Below are 16,717 nucleotides of genomic sequence, written 5' to 3'. Positions count from 1 at the left end.
CCACGCCCTGCCGGACCATTACGACGGCGGCCAACCGGCCGCCGTCGTAATTATCACCGCCCTGCTGGGGTTGCCAGACTAGGACAGGCCGGTCTGGGTGACCTGGTTCAGGGCGAAGGCGACGTTGCCGAAGTTGTAGGACTTGGTCACGTCCGAGCGGCCCGTGGTGGTGGACAGGAATTCGAAGGTGATGGTGGCGGTGACCGTCTTGGAGGTTTTCAGCGGGTTGCTGACCGCCACGCCGCCCACGGTCAGTGCCGGCGCGGTGACAACCACGTTGGCGGGGTCGAATCCGTTGGCCGGCGTGGCACCGGTCGCCGTGATGTTGGCGGCCATCTTGTCACCGGTCAGGATAACGTCCAGGACCTGGGTGTAGGTCAGCTTGTCGCCCGGGACAACCCTGTAGGTGGAGATGTTGACGGCGGCACCGTTTCGGTCAGTCCAGGTGCCGGTGGCTGCGGTGACGTTCAGGTCACCGGCGATGACGGTGCCGGGGGTGCCGGTGGCCTCAGCGTTCCACGAGGCCAGGGTGCCGCCGCCGCCCAGCAGCAGAGCAGCGCCAACGGCGATGGCGGCGGTTCCCTTGATCAGTGCGCTGTTCTTCATGATGAGACCCTTCAAAACTTGTGAGTGGATTTCCTGCTGAAAAGAACAATGCCCGGCCAAACTCAGGACTCCATGCGATAAACAGTCAAGAATCAGTCAAGAAAAACAGCCTGCTTATGGTGGTATCTTGAGTCACCGCCACATTCGGGCGGTGACTTACTTTCTGGCGCCTGCCGCGTACTCCGACGTGCGCTGCCGGACGCCCGTGCAACTGGAAGCTGGGGCTTGTATGCGCTTTTTCAAGAAATTGCGCGCCGGAAGCGGTGCGCTGGCCGTTGCTGCAATGCTGGCCGTAACCACGGCGGGACCTGCCGGCGCCATCACCGGAGACTACGCCAAGGACAACGAGCACCCGTTCGTGGGGCTGATCGTTTTCTACGATTCCACGGGCGGGTTCAACCACCGGTGCTCCGGCTCCCTGCTGACCCCGACGGTGTTCCTGACCGCCGGGCACTGCACGGCAGGAGCCTTATCGGCACGGGTCTACTTCCAGCAGGACGCCGGCGTGGACTGGAGCCCGCAAACCGGGATTGACCCGGACACCGGCTACCCGAGCATCTGCGCGGCCGGAACTGAGGGGACCCAGTGCGCCACGTCGCATGAGATGTACAACTACGGCTACACCACCATCGACGCCGTACCCGAAACCAAGGACGCCGGCCTGGTGATCCTGGACCAGCCCATCGCGCTCAGCGAATACGGCCAGCTCGCAGCCGCGGGAACCCTCGACTCGCTGGCCTCAAAGCGCGGGCAACAGGAAACCGCGTTCACCTCCAGCGGCTTCGGCATTTCTGATGCCAACCCGGCAGCAGGCGAAACCTCATTCCGGGAACGGCTCATGGCCCAGTCCAAGCTGACCAACCTCAACAGCGCGAGCACCGACGGCTACAACGTCCAGACCAACGGCAACGGCAACGGAAACGGCGGAACGTGCACCGCCGACTCCGGCGGCCCGCTGTTCTACGGCACCGCCGGATCCAACACCATCACCGGCATCACGTCCTTCAACCACAACCGCTACTGCAACGGGACGAACTTCTCCTACCGCACGGACCGGCAGGACGTGATCGACTGGATCCAAGCCAACACCACCAAAGAGGAGTTCGGCCAGATCGTCTTCTCCCCGGCCAGCTGACACGTACGACGGCGGGTGGCCACCCTCCGTCGTACGCTCGCCTCTCTGGGCCGCTGCTTCCGTCCGCTACGCCAGGAACTCAGCCGCCGCCTTAACCGCAACGGTCCGCACGGCATACACCGGTGCGAACACGGGACGCTTGGGCAGCGGGGCCACCGGCGCGGCATGGTCGTGGACGAGGGGCAGGGCCGCGCGCTGCATCGCAATGCGCTGCCACGCCCACGGCAGGAAGTAGTTCCGCGCCCAGGCGAGGTCCCCGGCACGGGCGTCGCGCCAGTTGCTGTTTGGCAGCGCCTTCGGCTCCAACGGCTGGAGCGAGTGCTGCACCCCCAACGTGTCCAGCACCTGCATGGCGATCGTGTGGTGGCCCAGCGGCGAGAAATGCAGCCGGTCCGGGTCCCACATCCGCGGTTCGCGCAACACCGGCAGGGTCCACAGGTCCACCAGCAGACAGTCGTGCGCGGCGGCCACAATCCGGATGTTCTCGTTGAAGATGGCCACCCTGGAACGGCTCCGGCCCAGGAACGGCGTGTGCCGCCAGTCCGGCCCGGCGAACAGCATGATCGTGGCGCCGGTGCCACTCAGCCGTTCGACGCCGGCCTCCAGCTTTGCCGCCAGCTTGTCCGGGTCGGTGCGGTGGAACACCATGTCGTTCCCGCCCGCCGACAGCGTTATCAGGTCCGGCTTCAGTTCGAGAGCCGGTTCGGTCTGCTGGTCAAGAATCTGGTCCAAGAGCAGGCCACGGATGGCCAGGTTGGCGTAGGCAAAGTCCTTCCGCTCCGCGCTGAGCTCCTCTGCCACCCGGTCCGCCCAGCCCCGGAGCCCTCCGGCGCAGCGTTCCTCGGGGTCGCCGACACCCTCGGTAAACGAATCTCCCATTGCCACATACCGGCTCCAAGGGTGTGGGGCCGTTGCGTCCGCAGCGGAGTTCCGGGGTCCAAATCGGCCGATGTGTTTCATCGCCTCGTCCTCTCCCTTACGCCCCTGGCGCGGTACGCCTGCGGCGTTATTCAAGGAACGTTCGAACCCTGCGGGAAATTCCTGAAAAGTTCCTCCGGCTTGTGAATATTTTTCCGGGCGGAGGAGGCGCGAACGTACAGTTGTGGCCCCATTTGCCGCCCTGTTTAGGGCCACAACTGTACGTTCGCGCGCCCTGCCTCGCCATCGCCTTGGCCGGGCTGGGCATCCGGACTGTTGCCGCCCGCCGCCGGTTGCGTACTCCGGCAGGCAATCGGCCCGCCAATCAGGCCGGCCCCACCCCATAGGTCGCCAGCTCCCCCGGTGTTAGATTCGAGGTGCCTGCGCCCCTCTGACCTGCAAGGAGTTTCCTGTGTTGCTGATCGGCGGCCTTCCGGCCCACATTCTCCTGGTCCACGGCGTCGTCGTTTTCGGGCCGCTCGCAGGCCTGGGCGCCGTCATCTACGGCCTGGCCCGCCCGACCCGCCGCTACCTGGCCTGGCCGCTGGGCGCGCTTGCGCTGATCCTGACCCCGCTGGCCCTGGTCACGGCGGCCGCGGGCGAGCAGCTGCAGTCAACGCGGGGCGCCACCGACGCCATCCAGGCCCACGCCCGGCAGGGCGACATCCTCAAGGTGACCGCCGTCGTCTTCTTCTTCCTGGTCCTGCTGATGCTCGCCGCAACCTTCACTCCGCTGGCCAAGCGCATCCCGGCGCTGGCCGCACTGCAGCGTTCCCGCCCCGCCCGCATCGTGGCCCTGGTACTGGGCGTGCTCGCAGGCCTGTTCGTCATCTACCAGAGCGTGATCACCGGGCATTCCGGATCATTCTCCGTCTGGGGCGGGTAGTTCTTCGGCCTCACTGTGACGCCACGCCCCGAGACCGACGACGGGCTGGGTGTGCCCTCTGGCATGGGGACCATCAGGCTGGTCCGCCGCCGGCCTACCTTCAGATTACGCCTCCTGGTCGGAGCCCATCCGGCGGTCCGGGCAGGTCACGGACTGCGATGGGTAGACGGCCGTAGCAGCCCTGCGACTGCTGTTTTTCGTTGACGGTTCCGCGCGCGTAACCGACACTAAGTCGATGAGCGGCAGCGATGAAGAGAAGGAATCAACCATCGATCAGGTGGTGGAACGGCTTGCCGGGCGCTTTCCGGATGCCGACCGGGGACTGATCGTGGGGATCGTTTCCGAGGAGTATGACGCGCTCGACGCGGGCCGGATCAGAACGTTCATCCCCACCCTGGTTGAAAAAGGTGCGAAGACGCGGCTTCGCCGTGAACTGGCATCAGACGGTTTCGCTGCCGGAACCTAAACCGCGGCGCACCTAGGCTACGGCACGAAGCGGGCACTGCAGAACGCGCAGCTGGTCAAGATCGAGCAGCTGGCGGGTTCCGGTCCGGGCATCATCGATCCAGAACAGCTCCAGGGCCGGGACGACGGCCAGGACCCGGCCCCGGTAAATCAGCGTGCCATCCCGCCACGCCTCGACCCGTTCACCCGGGGACAGCTCCGAGCACGCGCGGATCTCCCTGTATGTGGCACTCACGAGCAGCTCCTTCCAGCGCCCGGCCGGTCAGGACCCAGTAAACAGGCCCCGGGTTTCGGCAACGTGACGCCCGGGTGACTTTCCCGCGACCGGACAGGCCGCCGTCGGAATTCAACCGCCCCGGCCGCCGTCGGAATTCAGCCGAGGCAAGGCAGCCGGCCGGTGGGCCCCCAAGGTGCCCCCAGCTTTCCCCAAGCCCGGCAAGCCAGATTTGTCTCACGCCGAACAGGCCGGCTGTCACGGGCAATGATGGCAGGTCGAGTCGCCGGACCCGGAATGTACCCCATGCTTTCCGGGCCCGGCGGAAAGGCTTCCCAAGCGTGCAGCGGGGTACCGCCCGGACTATGGCACGCCAAAGGTTTTTCCAAGGTCTGGCCGAGAGAATTTTTCTTGCCGGACACTCGTCTGCCGCGCGACAACCGGCTGGCACCGGGAACGGCGGAGCCCTCCCCGGTCCCGGTGCCTTATGACAGCAAGTAGCCTTCGGCCAGGTGCGCCGCCCTACGCCCCGGCCCAGCGGCGCAGCGTGCTGTTGATCAGGCCGATGAGGACGGCTGTCCACCAGCAGGCCTGCGAAATGCTGAGCGCCACCATGAGCCTGAGCCGCAGCCTGCGGCCGAGCTCCCCGAAGCGCGTGCATGCGGGCAGGGCCAGCAGCTGGTGCATGGCCGGCGCGATGCTCAGGCCGTTGATCATGAGCACCAGGACACAGGCGAGCTTGATGACGGTGACCGGGTTGGTCAGGTCGGGGTCGATCAGGGCGCCGGACACCAACAGCAGGGCAAGCCCGCCCCAGATCAGCGGCTTCGCGGCGGCCTCCAGCTTCCCGGACTCGTGCATCTGCACCTTGCCCAGAAGCCACAGCAGCCCCAGCCAGTCGACCACCAGGATGGTGCCGAAGGAAAGCACCAGGGCGAGAATGTGGACGGCCAGCCCGATCCGGTGAAGTTCGGGCCCGCAGTCAACGAAGTGCCCCACAAGCAGCGAGGCCGTCCACCCCGCCGTACACAAAGCCCCGAGCAGAACCAGCCGGACTCGTTGGCTTTTTCGGCTGGCCGGGACCCTGGTGATCCGCCTTTCGTGAATGGACTGCGGTGCGCCGGGCGGTGCCGGGGCAGGTGCTGCTGGGGACATGCTGCTGCCTTTCAGGGACGCCGGCGTATATGCCGGCGAGGTGCGCCGTGCTGCGATACACGGCGTCATGCGAGGGGAGAGTGATGGTGCTAGTTAGGTAAACCTAAATCGGGAGATTACAGCCCGCGATCGGAATTAGGCAAACAAAATGTTCGCTAATTTCTCCAGCGCTTGTTGTAAGTCCCGCCGTCGCCGCTTGGCCGCCCCTGCTTGGTCAATCGCCCTCTGGCCAAAATCGGCCGCCTGAGAACGTTCGAAGCGGCCCTTTTGGGAAAACCAAGGGCCAGGCGCCCCCTCTACCCAGGCACGCCGCTACCGGTTGACGGCGATGAACCCGGACGGCGGAAGGGGCGGAAGCGGCCGGGGTGCGGCCGGCGTCGGATGTGCGCTTGGCACCAGGTCGACGACGATGCCGGGCAAAGTGGTATCCCCGGGTCCGGCGCATGCCTCGTGCCAGACCTGGCCGCCGGCCACGCCGAGCACCGGGATGAACAGCAGCAGCAGAAACAGCTTCCTCACCACGCACCCCCTCCACTCGCATTTGCCCCTCTGGCCGTACCTTCACCATCGCGGCTGCACCATGGGAAAAGGGCACAGGAGCGGCCCCCCACTGATTGCCGTCCAACCCCTTTCGGGGGTGCCGCCGCCGGGTGTTCCAAGGTCGCCGTCCGCGCGGCGGGTGTAGCCAACGCAAGCGCTTGCGCAATCCAGCCTATGTGCCGTAGCGTGGCTTGCTGTGACGGCGAAGATCGAAGAGGTTGCGGAGCGGGCCGGAGTGGCCGTGTCCACGGTGTCCCGGGCGCTGCGCGACATGCCCGGCGTTTCGCTGGCTACCCGGCAGCGGATCAAGGACATCGCGGCGGAGGTCGGATACCTGGCGTCGCCGAACGCGGCACGGCTGGCGACCGGTGTGACGGGCACGGTCGCAGTGATCGTCCCCGATGCCACCAAGTGGTTCTTCGGGCAGGTCATTTCCGGTGCCGGTGCAGCGCTCCGGGCCGCCGGCCGGGACGTGTTGCTCTATGAGCTCGGGGATGCTGACGGGCGCCGCCGCTTCTTCGAAGGCCAGACACTCCGCGGCCGCGCCGACGCCGTGCTGGTGCTTTCGCTGCGGTTGTCGGAGGAAGAGACCCACAGCCTGCGGGCCCTGGGGCTTCCGGTGGTCCTGCTCGGGCAGGGCTCCGAGGTGTTCGGCAGCGTCCGCGTTGATGACCGGGCGGCCGGCCGCAGCGCGGTCCGGCACCTGATCAATCTGGGCCACCGCCGGATTGGGCTGATCGGAATTGACGACGCCGATGAGGTCACCTCCGGCGGCACGCCGCCCGTCTCGCGGCTGGCCGGCTACCGCCAGTCGCTGCTGGCCGCCGGGATTCCACTGGACACGGACCTCGAACAGTTCGGGGCGAACTCCGTGTCCGGCGGGGCGGAGGCCATGATCCGCCTCCTCTCCGCGGCGGAGCGCCCGACTGCCGTCTTTGTCGGGTCGGACGAGATGGCGTTCGGTGCCCTCGGGGTGGTCCGCGCGGCTGGACTGGCCGTTCCGCGGGACATCTCCTTCGTCGGATTCGACAACCACGACCTCTCGGAGGTCATGGAACTCACCACCATCGACCAGGACATCCGGGGCCAGGGAGAGGCAGCTGCCCAGCTGCTGCTCGAAACCCTCGCCGCCGCGCCCGGGGCGGCCCCGGCTAACCGGACCATCGACACAAGGCTGGTGCTGCGGCGAACCACCGCGCCGCCGTCGTCGGCTTTACCCGCTTCACCCGACTCCACTGCTTCACCCACCTCCCCAGAAAGCAAGGAAGAGACCTAATGGAATACCGCAAGCTCGGATCATCCGGAATGTACATCAGCGCCCTGGCCTACGGTAACTGGGTCACCCACGGCGAACAGATTGACCAAGACGCCGCAACCGCTTGCGTTCGGAAGGCACTGGACCTGGGCATCACCACCTTCGACACCGCCGACGCGTATGCGGGCACCCGCGCTGAAAGTGCCCTCGGCGAGGCCCTGCGGGGCACCCGCCGCGAAAGCCTGGAGATCTTCACCAAGGTCTACTTTCCCACCGGCGAGGGCAAGAACGACCGCGGCCTGTCCCGGAAGCACATTCTGGAATCGATCAACGGCTCCCTGACCAGGCTTGGCACCGACTACGTGGACCTGTACCAGGCACACCGCTACGACTATGAAACGCCACTGGAGGAGACGATGCAGGCCTTCGCGGATGTGGTCCGCGCCGGCAAGGCCCACTACATCGGCGTCTCCGAATGGACGGTTGACGAAATCCGGGCCGGAGCCGCGCTGGCCAAGGAGCTGGGCATCCAGCTGATCTCCAATCAGCCGCAGTACTCCATGCTGTGGCGGGTCATCGAGGAGGAAGTGGTCCCCACCAGCGCCGAGCTCGGCATCAGCCAGATCTGCTGGTCCCCGCTCGCCCAGGGCATCCTCACCGGCAAGTACCTTCCGGGGCAGGCCGCCCCGGCGCAGTCGCGGTTCGCCGCCGATGACGGTTCGCTGAAGGAAAACCGCTACCTCAGCGAAGACATCCTCGAACGCGTCCAGAAGCTCAAGCCGCTTGCCGATGAGGCCGGGCTGTCCATGGCCGGTCTCGCCGTGGCCTGGGTGCTGCAGAACAGCAACGTCTCCGCCGCGATCGTCGGGGCATCACGGCCCGAGCAGCTCGAGGACAATGCGAAGGCCGCCGGGGTGAAGCTCGATGAATCCCTGATGGCCAGGATCGACGAACTGCTGGACCCGGTGGCCGAACGCGATCCGCAGAAGGTCGAATCGTTCAAGGAACGCGTCTAAAGGTACCCCCGATGCGGGAGTGGCAACGCACTTATCTCCGCTTTTGACAAGTGTTGTTAGGTAATCCTTACCGGCGTAGTATCCGGACCGTTATCGGTTTCCGGCGCCGCGGTCGTCGTGGACCTGTTTTCAGCGCAGGTGCTGGCCGGACCGGTCATACGCTTGCGCCCAATCAGGGACGGAGCAAGCGAAATGACACGAAAATCCACAGCACTACAGGGCCTTTCCCGGCAGCACCATGGCTGGCAAAGACCGGCGGTGCGGACCGCAGCAGTTGTTGCTGCGGCCGCGCTGACCGCGGGATTCCTCAGCGTAACCGGGCCGGCAGAGGCGGCATCCTCGAAGGGATGCGTCGGCGGCGGATTCACGGTGCTGGGCCACACCAGCGAGTTCGATGCGACTGTGCCGGCCCCCAGTGGACGGTTCCTGGTCCAGGGGAAGTACGTCCGGTTCGAGGTGGACCCGGTGAACTTCGCAATCCACAACTATGCGTTCACCGGCGCGCCCAACGAACTGGACATCACCGGTGGCCGGTACACCCCGGTCTTCGCCAGCAAGATCCCTGACCACCGCGGCCTGGTGCTCAATTCCGGCATCGCCCTGGAGCTCAAGGACGAAGTAGCAACGCTCTCCCGCACGGGCACCGGCGGGCTGTCCATGACCATCCAGGCCAAGGACTGCGCCACGGGCGGGCTGTTCCAGATGGAACCCGAACGCGGCGACGGGACCCGGACCCGGATCGTGCACCGGATCGCCGACGGCGCCTTCTACTTCGACAACGCCAACTTCCGGGCCCGGCTGGGGGACTTTGTCGGTTCGGCGTGCACCAGCGTGGAGACCGGTCCGCCAAGCCAGTTCTGCGTCCGGGTCCGGACCAGGGTGAACATCGGCAACAACCTCTCCTCCGACTTCGTTGTCCGGGACAGCGCCCAGGTGGCCGACCGGGTCCTGCAGCCGGCGTGCGGCCCGGACTTCACCAACAATCTTGGCCTCACCGAAACCCGGGACCACTGCGGCGGCATGTCCATCTGGGACGTTGCCAGCGGCGGCCGGATGGGCATGGTCACCGGTGAGGACGCCGTCGAGATGGCAAACTCCCCCACCGACTGCGTCCAGGACTGCCAGGCGCAGAACCAGGTCCGCGGCCGCCTCGCGGTGCTCGGCTTCCCCTTCCCGGTAGCCGCCGGCAGCAACCTGACGCCACGCACCTCAACCGACGGGCTCAATGCACCGCTGACACCTTAGCCCCGCGCGGAAAGCCTGCGGCCCCCGGAAGCGCTTGCTTCCGGGGGCTGTGCGCTGTTCGCGTCCCTTAGCCGCCGGAGCTGCCGTCCCGGTCCGCGATGTCGCGCAGGTGTGCGAGCATGGCCCCCGGAGGGTCGCCCGGGTGCTCCGCCATGTGGCGCAGCAGCCCCAGACGCACTTGCTCATCCGTGTCAGTGTCATTCAGGATCTCGAACATCATGCGCTGGACTTGGCGGCTGATAATCCCTCCGCTTCGTCCTGCTTCCCCCGCCATCGGATGTTGCCACGGCTGGGAGCTACTGCTTTGCTGGGTGTTGCCCTGACCCGGCGTCGGTGCCGGAAATGCGCTGTTCAGCATGTCCATCACGCTCCCTAGGTTGATTCCCCGATGTTTCCCGTACAGCACTGTGGGCAGCCGGTAAACATCCAGAACAGGTGCGAGGCGGGGGCCACCAGTAGGGGCCGAACCACCGGGAGCGGGAAATCGGGGGGCCTAACCCCGGACGCCATCCCAACCAGCCGAGGGCGTTCCAAGCTTTCTGCAGGGTGGCCATGACAGGATGCCCCCGTCACGGATCTTGGATAAATCTTGGATGTTTTCTGCACGAATCCTCGACCATGCCTCCCTACCGTTGACCCATGAAGAAAAGCGCACTCTCGGTTCCATCCGCTCCAGAGCCCGGCACGAGGCCAGAGTGGCGGAAGATCTGAGGGGATTCCGTCATGCCCACCACACGCAACGTCGCCTGGGACGGGCGCCTGCAGTCCTTCAAAGGCAGGGACACAGCCAACTACGTGACCACCGCCGCCGACCTCGCGAAAACCTGCGCCTCCTGCCAGGGTCCGCTGGAACCCGGTGAACCCGCGTCCCTCCTCGTGGACATCACGCAAAGCACGACGCCGGACGGCACCGAATACCTCACTTTCACCGACGCCCTCTGCCACCGGCGGTGCAGCGGCCCCGGCCTGGCCGTCCGGCAAACACCGTGGCAACCGGACACCCTGTCCCCTGTTGCCGCCCGTGTTGTGCTGACCCAAAATTCCAAGGGCGGCCGGACCAGGGTGGTCCCGGTTCTAGCCTTCACCTTCGTTCCGGTGGTGAGCTTCCGCCAGGACGGCGGGGAGCTGACCTCAGCTTTGGTCTCGCTCCTGCTCGCCCGGGGGTTCCAGCTGGCCATGAGTCCGGACTACGCCGCCATCCTGGAGCAGGCCGCCGAGGCCGCCGCCAGCTGCAGGATCAGCGTCACCCGGGAGGGCCTGCTTCGACTCAGGATCGACGGTGAAATCCTCTACCGGGAACAGCTGAACCCCCACGACGCCGAGGACGCCGAGTGGCTCCAGGCGACAGCCCAGAGCGGGCACATGCTCGTCATCAGCGGAGACAACCTGGGCATCACCGAAACCGGCCTCGACATTAGTCCAGCGGCCCGGCACGGCACACTGGTCATCGGGACCGTCCCCGTCAGCGGCGGCGACGCATTCGCTTCCGCCACCCGGTTACACGTCACCGGAAGGGACGTTGGGTTATCGCGGCCCAAAGGCGAGGACGGCCGCTTCGGCCGGTGACGCTCGGACTTTATCGGCCCCGTACAGGCCTGCCGCAAATGCGGGACATTTTCGTTTCTCAACGGCAAAACACAAGACATGTGCTCATTTAGATTCCTTGTTTAATCAGTATGCTTACTACTAGGCTGGGGTGATGGGGGTCACACGAAACCGAACTAGGAGAACACCATGCGCAACATGAGGACAGCCGGCGCGAGCATTGCACTCACTGGCTCACTCTTGCTGACTGGGGGAGCACTAGCAGGTCCCGCATCTGCTGCAAACCAAATCCAGGATGGCTTGGTCAACGTTGCTGTAGGCGATATAACGGTCCAGAACATCAAGGTCGGTGTCGCAGCGAACATTATCGCGACTGTTTGCGGCCTCAAAGTTGGACCCATCAACGCCTTGGGGCGGCAGGTTGACCGTTCTGGCGTCGCTCAGACAATCAACTGCCCAAACACGGGCGGGACGGCCACCGTTTCGAACAACAACTGACCCCAGACGGTTGACGTAAGCCAATCCTGCAGCCGCTAGCGCTTCAAACGTTTCCAGACTGCATCGAGGGACTGAACCCCACGGGGTACAGTCCCTCCCCTTTGCCCTGACGGCGAGCGAAACTCTGATGGTGCTCGAAAGCGCCACCCATTATTGAGTCATGATCGGCGACTATTGGCCGCGACCAGCGACGGCTTCGTGAGCCACCTGGGAGGGGCACCATCGGGCTCGTCCGCCGCCGGCGGTCGCTCCGGTCGGGCTGCTACTCCGGCCAGGCCGTCCCTTCCTTGTCTGTCACCTCCGGGTCAGTGGCACTCGGCGCAGTGCCAGTCGGTGCTGGGCCAGCCGGTTCAGCTCCGGCCGTACCGGCGAGCTCCGCATCGGGGGCAGGGATACCGGCGGCGGCAGTCGTGTCGGTGGCGACTTTGTCGGTGGCGGCTTCGCGGGCCGGGCCCACAACGCCTTCGCTGCCGTAGTCCCCTTCGGTGTAGCGCCCTATCTCCGACTCCGCTGTCCTGCCACCGGCGATTCCAGCCTCGTCGTAATCACCGCTGACGAACCGGCCGGCTTCCTTGGCCTGACTGCTGAGCGATTCAGGGAGGCCTCCTTCCGTACCGGCCTCGCCGAAGTCCCCCTGGCTGTACTTGCCTTCCTCTTCTCCGTCGCGGGGCCCGGTTTGGACGCCCGCGTCCCCGTAGTCGCCTTTGATATATCTGCCACGCAGCTCGGCTTCTTCCGGATGCATCCCGGCCGCTGCAGGGTTGGTGGGATCTTCAAATTCGCTGCTATCCGTCATGGCTTGCCTCTCTCACTGACGAATTGCTGCGTCCTCCAAGGGGCGCGTTTCAAGTCTAGTCAGGTCTGCAGCACCCCAACAGGCCGCAAATATTTGGGTTGAAGGCCACCTGTTGCGCATGTCCGGAACAGTAACGGAGCGGCATTGACTGCCCCGTCGAGCGCCTCCCAGTCGCCGAGCGCGGCACGTCCCTGAGAATTGGCCGACAGCCGCCTGAATAAATCTTTGACAATTCTTGGATTACCCCTGCACCTATCCTCGACGGGTTATCCCTAGCGTTGAGCCATGCAGCCACAAGCAGTCCCCACAGCGTCCACCAGGGGCATCCTGTCACCACAAACGCCGCCGTAATGGGCAGCCGTAATGGGCGCGGCTGGGTGAGCGACGCGCAAAATTCCTCACGCAACGGGAATTCCCCGCACGCAGGGAAACACGCGCGTCGCTGGCCAACGTCCGCCTCGGACGGGACGGCCGGATCCACCCCAAACCCTGCCCTGACCTCACGTTTTGCAGGGGGACCCGTGAGGGGTTGAGGGGGACGCAGCCCACCCTGAAGGGTCAACCTGGGCACAGGATTTTCTAAATGGCGGGCCTCAATACTTCATTCGAAGCGTCAGACGGGGCGCCGCCCAGGCGGAACGAACCGATGCACGCGGCAAATGCTCTAAGGCGTCAGGGTATTTCTCTGGCCGCCCGGTTAGTCAATTTTCTATCAGAATCTTTCGGCAGGCTGTGGGGGCCCATAAATGAAGCACATCAGAATAATCCTGTACTCGCATGACTCACTCGGTTTGGGGCACGTGCGGCGGAACCTGGCACTGGCCAGCGCGCTGAGCGAGCAACTGCCAGGGCTTGCGGGCAGGCAAGTCACCGGCGTCCTCGTGGCCGGAACTGCCCTCGCCCCGGGGTTCCGCATCCCCAAGGGGTGGGACTGGGTGATCCTGCCCGGCGTCATGAAAGGCGCCGAGGGCTACGAGCCCCGGGACCTGTCCGTCCCCCTGCACGACCTCGTGTCCCTGCGCGGGAAGCTGCTGGACTCCCTGCTGCAGGGCTTCAGTCCGGATCTGGTGATCGTGGACCGGCACGCAACAGGCGTCCACCTGGAACTCGAGGGAGCGCTCCGCCGGCTCCGTGCACGCGGCAAAGCCCGGGTGGTGCTGGGGCTTCGTGAAGTGCTTGACTCCCCCGCGGCCGCAATGGCCGAATGGGACGGCATCGGCGGTCCACGCCGGGTGCAGGAGCTCTTTGACGCGGTCTGGATCTACGGCGACCGGTCGGTGCACGACCCCGTGGACACCGGTGAAATCCCCTTCGCGCTGCGGCGGATGGTCAGCTACACCGGATACCTGGCGGCTGGCCGCCCGAAAGGCTCCGGAAAGCTGAGGATGCCCGGCAGGTACGTCATGACCACCGTCGGCGGCGGCGCGGACGGCTATGCGCTGGCAAAGCTGGCCGCCGCAACCCCGCTGCCCACCGGCCTCGGGCACCTCATCGTGGCGGGACCCCAGATGCCCAAAGCGCAAAGGCGGGACCTGCAGCGGAAGGCGGGTCCCGGCGTCGTCATTGTGAAGGCACTGGCGGACATGCTCGCGCACATCAGCAGCGCCGAGGCGCTGGTTTCCATGGGCGGCTACAACTCGGTCTGCGAAATCCTCAGCACAGCGGTTCCCGCGCTGATCGTGCCGCGGGACCATTCCCGCAGCGAGCAGAGAATCCGGGCAGCGTCGCTCGCCGCCGCCGGGTACCTCGAACAGCATGAGCTCGCCACGCTGACACCGGACGCGCTGGCGGGTTGGATTGCCCACCGGGCCGGCACCAGGGTGGACCGCCGGGGCGCGCAGCTCAACGGGCTCTCCCGGGTTCCGGGATTGGCCGCGGACCTTCTGCAGGCTCCAGATCTTCTCCGGCCGCTCAGCCAGCAGATCACCAGCGAGCCGATGGTCAGCGCCCAGCTCAACAGCCTGGCCCACAGCCTTCGGGGAGGTGCCGCACGTGCAGCAATCTGAGCCGGTCACCGCCTACATCCTGAAGATGTATCCCCGCTTCTCCGAAACGTTCATCGTCTCGGAAATCCTCGCCCGGGAGGCCGCCGGCGAACGGATCGAAATCTTCGCGCTCCGCCCCACCACCGACGCCAGGTTCCACCCCGAACTGGCACGCGTCAAAGCTCCCGTCACTCACGTTGGCCGGCCGCAGTCCACCAGCGGGGTATGGGAAAGCTTCCGCGCAGCTGCATCGTCCGGCCTGACGGATGACGTGTCCCAGGCTTTCGGAGAGCTCGCGGCCGCGGACCCGGACGATGCTGTCCAGGCCATCAACCTGGCCGCCGAACTGCAGCGCCGCAACGTGCGCCACCTGCATGCGCACTTCGCCTCCGCCGCAACCGCCGTCACCCGGCTCGCCTCCCTGATCACTGGCATCCCGTATTCGTTCACGGCGCATGCGGCAGACATCTTCCGCGACACCGTCAGCCGGGACGACCTGCGGGCGAAGCTGGCCGGCGCCCACCACGTGGTGACCATCAGCGACTACAACCTGCAGTACCTGCGCCGCCACTTTCCGCAGCAGGCCGAGAGGCTCCGGCTGGTGCGGAACGGCCTGGAACTGGCCCGTTTCCCCTACCGCGACCCGCGGCCGGTCGGCAGCACGGTGCGGGTGGCCGCCGTCGGACGTCTCGTGGAGAAGAAGGGGTTCCAGCACCTGCTCCCGGCGCTGGCTACCCTCACCGGTTCGGGCGTCCGTTTGGACGCGCGCATCGCCGGCACCGGCATGATGGCCCAGGAGCTGCAGGCGGGCATCGACCGGCTCGGGCTCAGCCGCCAGGTCCGGATGCTCGGCCCGCAGACCCAGGACCAGATCCACGAACTGCTGGACTGGGCCGACGTCTTCGCCGCACCGTGCGTGGTGGGGTCGGACGGCAACGCCGACGGCATTCCCACTGTCCTGCTTGAGGCCATGGCCACCGGCACGCCCTGCGTTTCCACCGCCGTCACCGGCATCCCCGAGGTGATCCGAGACGGCAGCACCGGCGTCCTCACCGAACCCGGCGACCCCGTCCTGCTTGCCCAGGCGATCCTGCGGATCACCTCGCCCGCGGCGGACCGGACGCTGCTGGCCCGGAATGCGCGGGACCTGATCGAACGCGAGTACGACGCCGGGCGGCAGGCTGCTGCCCTGCGGCGCCTATCGCTCCAGACAGTTGCGCAACGGCCGGTTGCGGCACCCGAAGCGCGAACGGACCGTCCCGTTTCGCCGGCTTCGGAGGCGGTGGCCTGATGCGCGTCGCCTACATCTGCGCTGACCCCGGTGTCCCCGTCTTCGGCACCAAGGGCTCCTCGGTCCACGTCCAGGAGATCGTGCGGGCCTGGCGCCGGGCCGGGGCCGATGTCACTGTCTACTGCACCCGCGCCGGAACCGACCGGCCAGCCGATCTGGCCGGGCTGCCGGTCGTCGAAATCCGGCCGCAGCCTGCCTCCGGGGCGGCGCGGGAGCACGCCATCCGGGAAGCGGCGGTTGCCCTGGCACTGGCTGTTATCCGGGACGGCTGCGACGTGGTCTACGAGCGGTATTCGCTCTTCAGCCCGGCCCTGGCCATGGTCACCTTTGCCGGGGCGCTGCGGATACCCGCGGTGCTGGAGGTCAACGCCCCGCTGATCGAGGAGCAGCGGCAGTACCGCGAACTCCACGACGCCGGCCTGGCGGAGCGGATGCTGCGCACCAACGCCGCTGCGGCCACCGTGGTGGCCTGCGTCTCCGAGCCCGCGGTGCGGTGGGTGGAGGGCCGCGTTCCCGGGGCGCGGACGGTCCTGGCGCCCAACGGCGTGAACACCGAACGCATCACGCCGCGCCGCCCCGTCCGGCTTCATGCTGACGCCCTGACCGTGGCCTTTGTGGGAACGCTGAAGCCGTGGCACGGCGTCGGCCACCTCCTCCAGGGCGTGGCCCAGGCCAACATCCGCAGTGCCGGGCCAACGTGGCGGGCAAAGATCATTGGCGACGGACCGTGCCGCCAGGAGCTGGAGTGGACCGCGGAGCAGCTGGGCGTGGACGCCGAGTTCACCGGCGCCGTGGTTCCCGACTCCGTGCCGGGACTGCTGCATGAGTGCGACGCCGCCGCGGCGCCCTACCCGGCACCGGAGCCCGGCCGGGACGACTACTTCTCACCGCTGAAGGTCTACGAATACCTGGCCGCGGGCCTGCCGGTGATCGCCTCCAGCGTGGGGCAGATTCCGTCCATCCTGCAGCACGAACGCACCGGCCTGCTGGTGAAGCCGGCCGATCCCGGCGCGATCGCCGCCGCACTGGGGCGGCTCGGCGCGGACGCCGCCCTGCGGGACCGCCTGGGCACCCGGGCGAGGGCGGCCGCCGTCGGGCTTTACAGCTGGGACAGCGTCCTGGCAACCATCCGCCAGGCGCTGGCAACCGATAGGAGCGTGGCCTGAC

General features: G+C 66.6%; 18 protein-coding genes. 11 read left to right on the top strand and 7 right to left on the bottom strand.

Annotation, left to right across the window (positions count from 1 at the left end; all coding sequences use genetic code 11):
- Positions 1-78 precede the first annotated feature (78 nt).
- Positions 79-606 (bottom strand): alternate-type signal peptide domain-containing protein, encoded by a 528-nt coding sequence (locus R5O87_RS18755; RefSeq protein ID WP_410555923.1) that lies wholly within the window; start codon positions 604-606, stop codon positions 79-81.
- A gap of 229 nt (positions 607-835) precedes the next feature.
- Between R5O87_RS18755 and R5O87_RS18750 the strand changes: the two genes are divergently transcribed.
- On the top strand, positions 836-1,741 hold the full coding sequence (locus R5O87_RS18750) for a trypsin-like serine protease (protein WP_410555924.1): 906 nt from the start codon (positions 836-838) through the stop codon (positions 1,739-1,741).
- Between the two features lie 66 nt (positions 1,742-1,807).
- Here the strand turns inward: R5O87_RS18750 and R5O87_RS18745 are convergent, their stop codons facing one another.
- The gene (locus tag R5O87_RS18745; protein ID WP_410556064.1) at positions 1,808-2,620 is read right to left on the bottom strand and encodes an SGNH/GDSL hydrolase family protein; all 813 of its coding nucleotides are present in this window, start codon (positions 2,618-2,620) and stop codon (positions 1,808-1,810) included.
- Between the two features lie 451 nt (positions 2,621-3,071).
- On the opposite strand from R5O87_RS18745, the gene R5O87_RS18740 reads away from it, so the two are divergent.
- On the top strand, positions 3,072-3,545 hold the full coding sequence (locus tag R5O87_RS18740) for a hypothetical protein (RefSeq protein WP_410555925.1): 474 nt from the start codon (positions 3,072-3,074) through the stop codon (positions 3,543-3,545).
- A 235-nt stretch (positions 3,546-3,780) separates the two neighbouring features.
- Positions 3,781-4,011 carry a three-helix bundle dimerization domain-containing protein gene (locus R5O87_RS18735; protein WP_410555926.1) on the top strand — a complete coding sequence of 77 codons (231 nt, stop codon included), beginning with the start codon at positions 3,781-3,783 and terminating at the stop codon, positions 4,009-4,011.
- Positions 4,012-4,023: 12 nt separating this feature from the next.
- Here R5O87_RS18735 and R5O87_RS18730 read toward each other — a convergent pair whose 3' ends face one another.
- From R5O87_RS18730 to R5O87_RS18720, 3 genes are all read right to left on the bottom strand, one after another.
- On the bottom strand, positions 4,024-4,245 hold the full coding sequence (locus R5O87_RS18730) for a hypothetical protein (RefSeq protein ID WP_410555927.1): 222 nt from the start codon (positions 4,243-4,245) through the stop codon (positions 4,024-4,026).
- A 501-nt stretch (positions 4,246-4,746) separates the two neighbouring features.
- Positions 4,747-5,379: a hypothetical protein gene (locus R5O87_RS18725; RefSeq protein ID WP_410555928.1), complete on the bottom strand. Its 633-nt coding sequence runs from the start codon at positions 5,377-5,379 to the stop codon at positions 4,747-4,749.
- A gap of 312 nt (positions 5,380-5,691) precedes the next feature.
- On the bottom strand, positions 5,692-5,898 hold the full coding sequence (locus tag R5O87_RS18720; RefSeq protein WP_410555929.1) for a hypothetical protein: 207 nt from the start codon (positions 5,896-5,898) through the stop codon (positions 5,692-5,694).
- A gap of 217 nt (positions 5,899-6,115) precedes the next feature.
- On the opposite strand from R5O87_RS18720, the gene R5O87_RS18715 reads away from it, so the two are divergent.
- The 3 genes from R5O87_RS18715 to R5O87_RS18705 all read left to right on the top strand — a co-directional run bounded on the left by R5O87_RS18715 (position 6,116) and on the right by R5O87_RS18705 (position 9,435).
- Positions 6,116-7,195, top strand: a complete 1,080-nt coding sequence (locus R5O87_RS18715; protein WP_410555930.1) for a LacI family DNA-binding transcriptional regulator — start codon at positions 6,116-6,118, stop codon at positions 7,193-7,195.
- The gene (locus R5O87_RS18710; RefSeq protein ID WP_410555931.1) at positions 7,195-8,190 is read left to right on the top strand and encodes an aldo/keto reductase family protein; all 996 of its coding nucleotides are present in this window, start codon (positions 7,195-7,197) and stop codon (positions 8,188-8,190) included. Before R5O87_RS18715 ends, R5O87_RS18710 begins: the two co-directional genes overlap by 1 nt.
- Positions 8,191-8,448: 258 nt before the next feature.
- Complete coding sequence (locus tag R5O87_RS18705) at positions 8,449-9,435, top strand: hypothetical protein (protein WP_410555932.1); 987 nt, start codon at positions 8,449-8,451, stop codon at positions 9,433-9,435.
- A gap of 67 nt (positions 9,436-9,502) precedes the next feature.
- On the opposite strand, the gene R5O87_RS18700 is transcribed toward R5O87_RS18705, so the two are convergent.
- Positions 9,503-9,799 carry a hypothetical protein gene (locus tag R5O87_RS18700; RefSeq protein WP_410555933.1) on the bottom strand — a complete coding sequence of 99 codons (297 nt, stop codon included), beginning with the start codon at positions 9,797-9,799 and terminating at the stop codon, positions 9,503-9,505.
- A 359-nt stretch (positions 9,800-10,158) separates the two neighbouring features.
- Here R5O87_RS18700 and R5O87_RS18695 point away from each other — a divergent pair, with 359 nt between their 5' ends.
- Positions 10,159-11,001 carry a hypothetical protein gene (locus R5O87_RS18695; protein ID WP_410555934.1) on the top strand — a complete coding sequence of 281 codons (843 nt, stop codon included), beginning with the start codon at positions 10,159-10,161 and terminating at the stop codon, positions 10,999-11,001.
- A 168-nt stretch (positions 11,002-11,169) separates the two neighbouring features.
- Positions 11,170-11,478 (top strand): hypothetical protein, encoded by a 309-nt coding sequence (locus R5O87_RS18690; RefSeq protein ID WP_410555935.1) that lies wholly within the window; start codon positions 11,170-11,172, stop codon positions 11,476-11,478.
- 262 nt (positions 11,479-11,740) lie between these two features.
- On the opposite strand, the gene R5O87_RS18685 is transcribed toward R5O87_RS18690, so the two are convergent.
- Positions 11,741-12,274 (bottom strand): prolipoprotein diacylglyceryl transferase, encoded by a 534-nt coding sequence (locus tag R5O87_RS18685; protein WP_410555936.1) that lies wholly within the window; start codon positions 12,272-12,274, stop codon positions 11,741-11,743.
- 746 nt (positions 12,275-13,020) lie between these two features.
- Here R5O87_RS18685 and R5O87_RS18680 point away from each other — a divergent pair.
- The 3 genes from R5O87_RS18680 to R5O87_RS18670 are packed head-to-tail and all read left to right on the top strand — an operon-like array spanning position 13,021 to position 16,716.
- On the top strand, positions 13,021-14,280 hold the full coding sequence (locus R5O87_RS18680; protein ID WP_410555937.1) for a glycosyltransferase family protein: 1,260 nt from the start codon (positions 13,021-13,023) through the stop codon (positions 14,278-14,280).
- A complete protein-coding gene (locus R5O87_RS18675; protein ID WP_410555938.1) occupies positions 14,267-15,550 on the top strand; it encodes a glycosyltransferase family 4 protein in 1,284 nt (427 codons plus the stop codon). The genes R5O87_RS18680 and R5O87_RS18675 overlap by 14 nt, the downstream gene beginning before the upstream one ends.
- Positions 15,550-16,716 carry a glycosyltransferase family 4 protein gene (locus tag R5O87_RS18670; protein ID WP_410555939.1) on the top strand — a complete coding sequence of 389 codons (1,167 nt, stop codon included), beginning with the start codon at positions 15,550-15,552 and terminating at the stop codon, positions 16,714-16,716. Before R5O87_RS18675 ends, R5O87_RS18670 begins: the two co-directional genes overlap by 1 nt.
- The last annotated feature ends 1 nt before the right edge of the window (position 16,717 follow it).

The sequence above is a fragment of the Arthrobacter globiformis genome, assembly GCF_046536215.2.
GTDB classification, from domain to species: Bacteria; Actinomycetota; Actinomycetes; order Actinomycetales; family Micrococcaceae; genus Arthrobacter; species Arthrobacter globiformis_E.
This window is presented reverse-complemented; position numbering and strand designations above follow the sequence as displayed.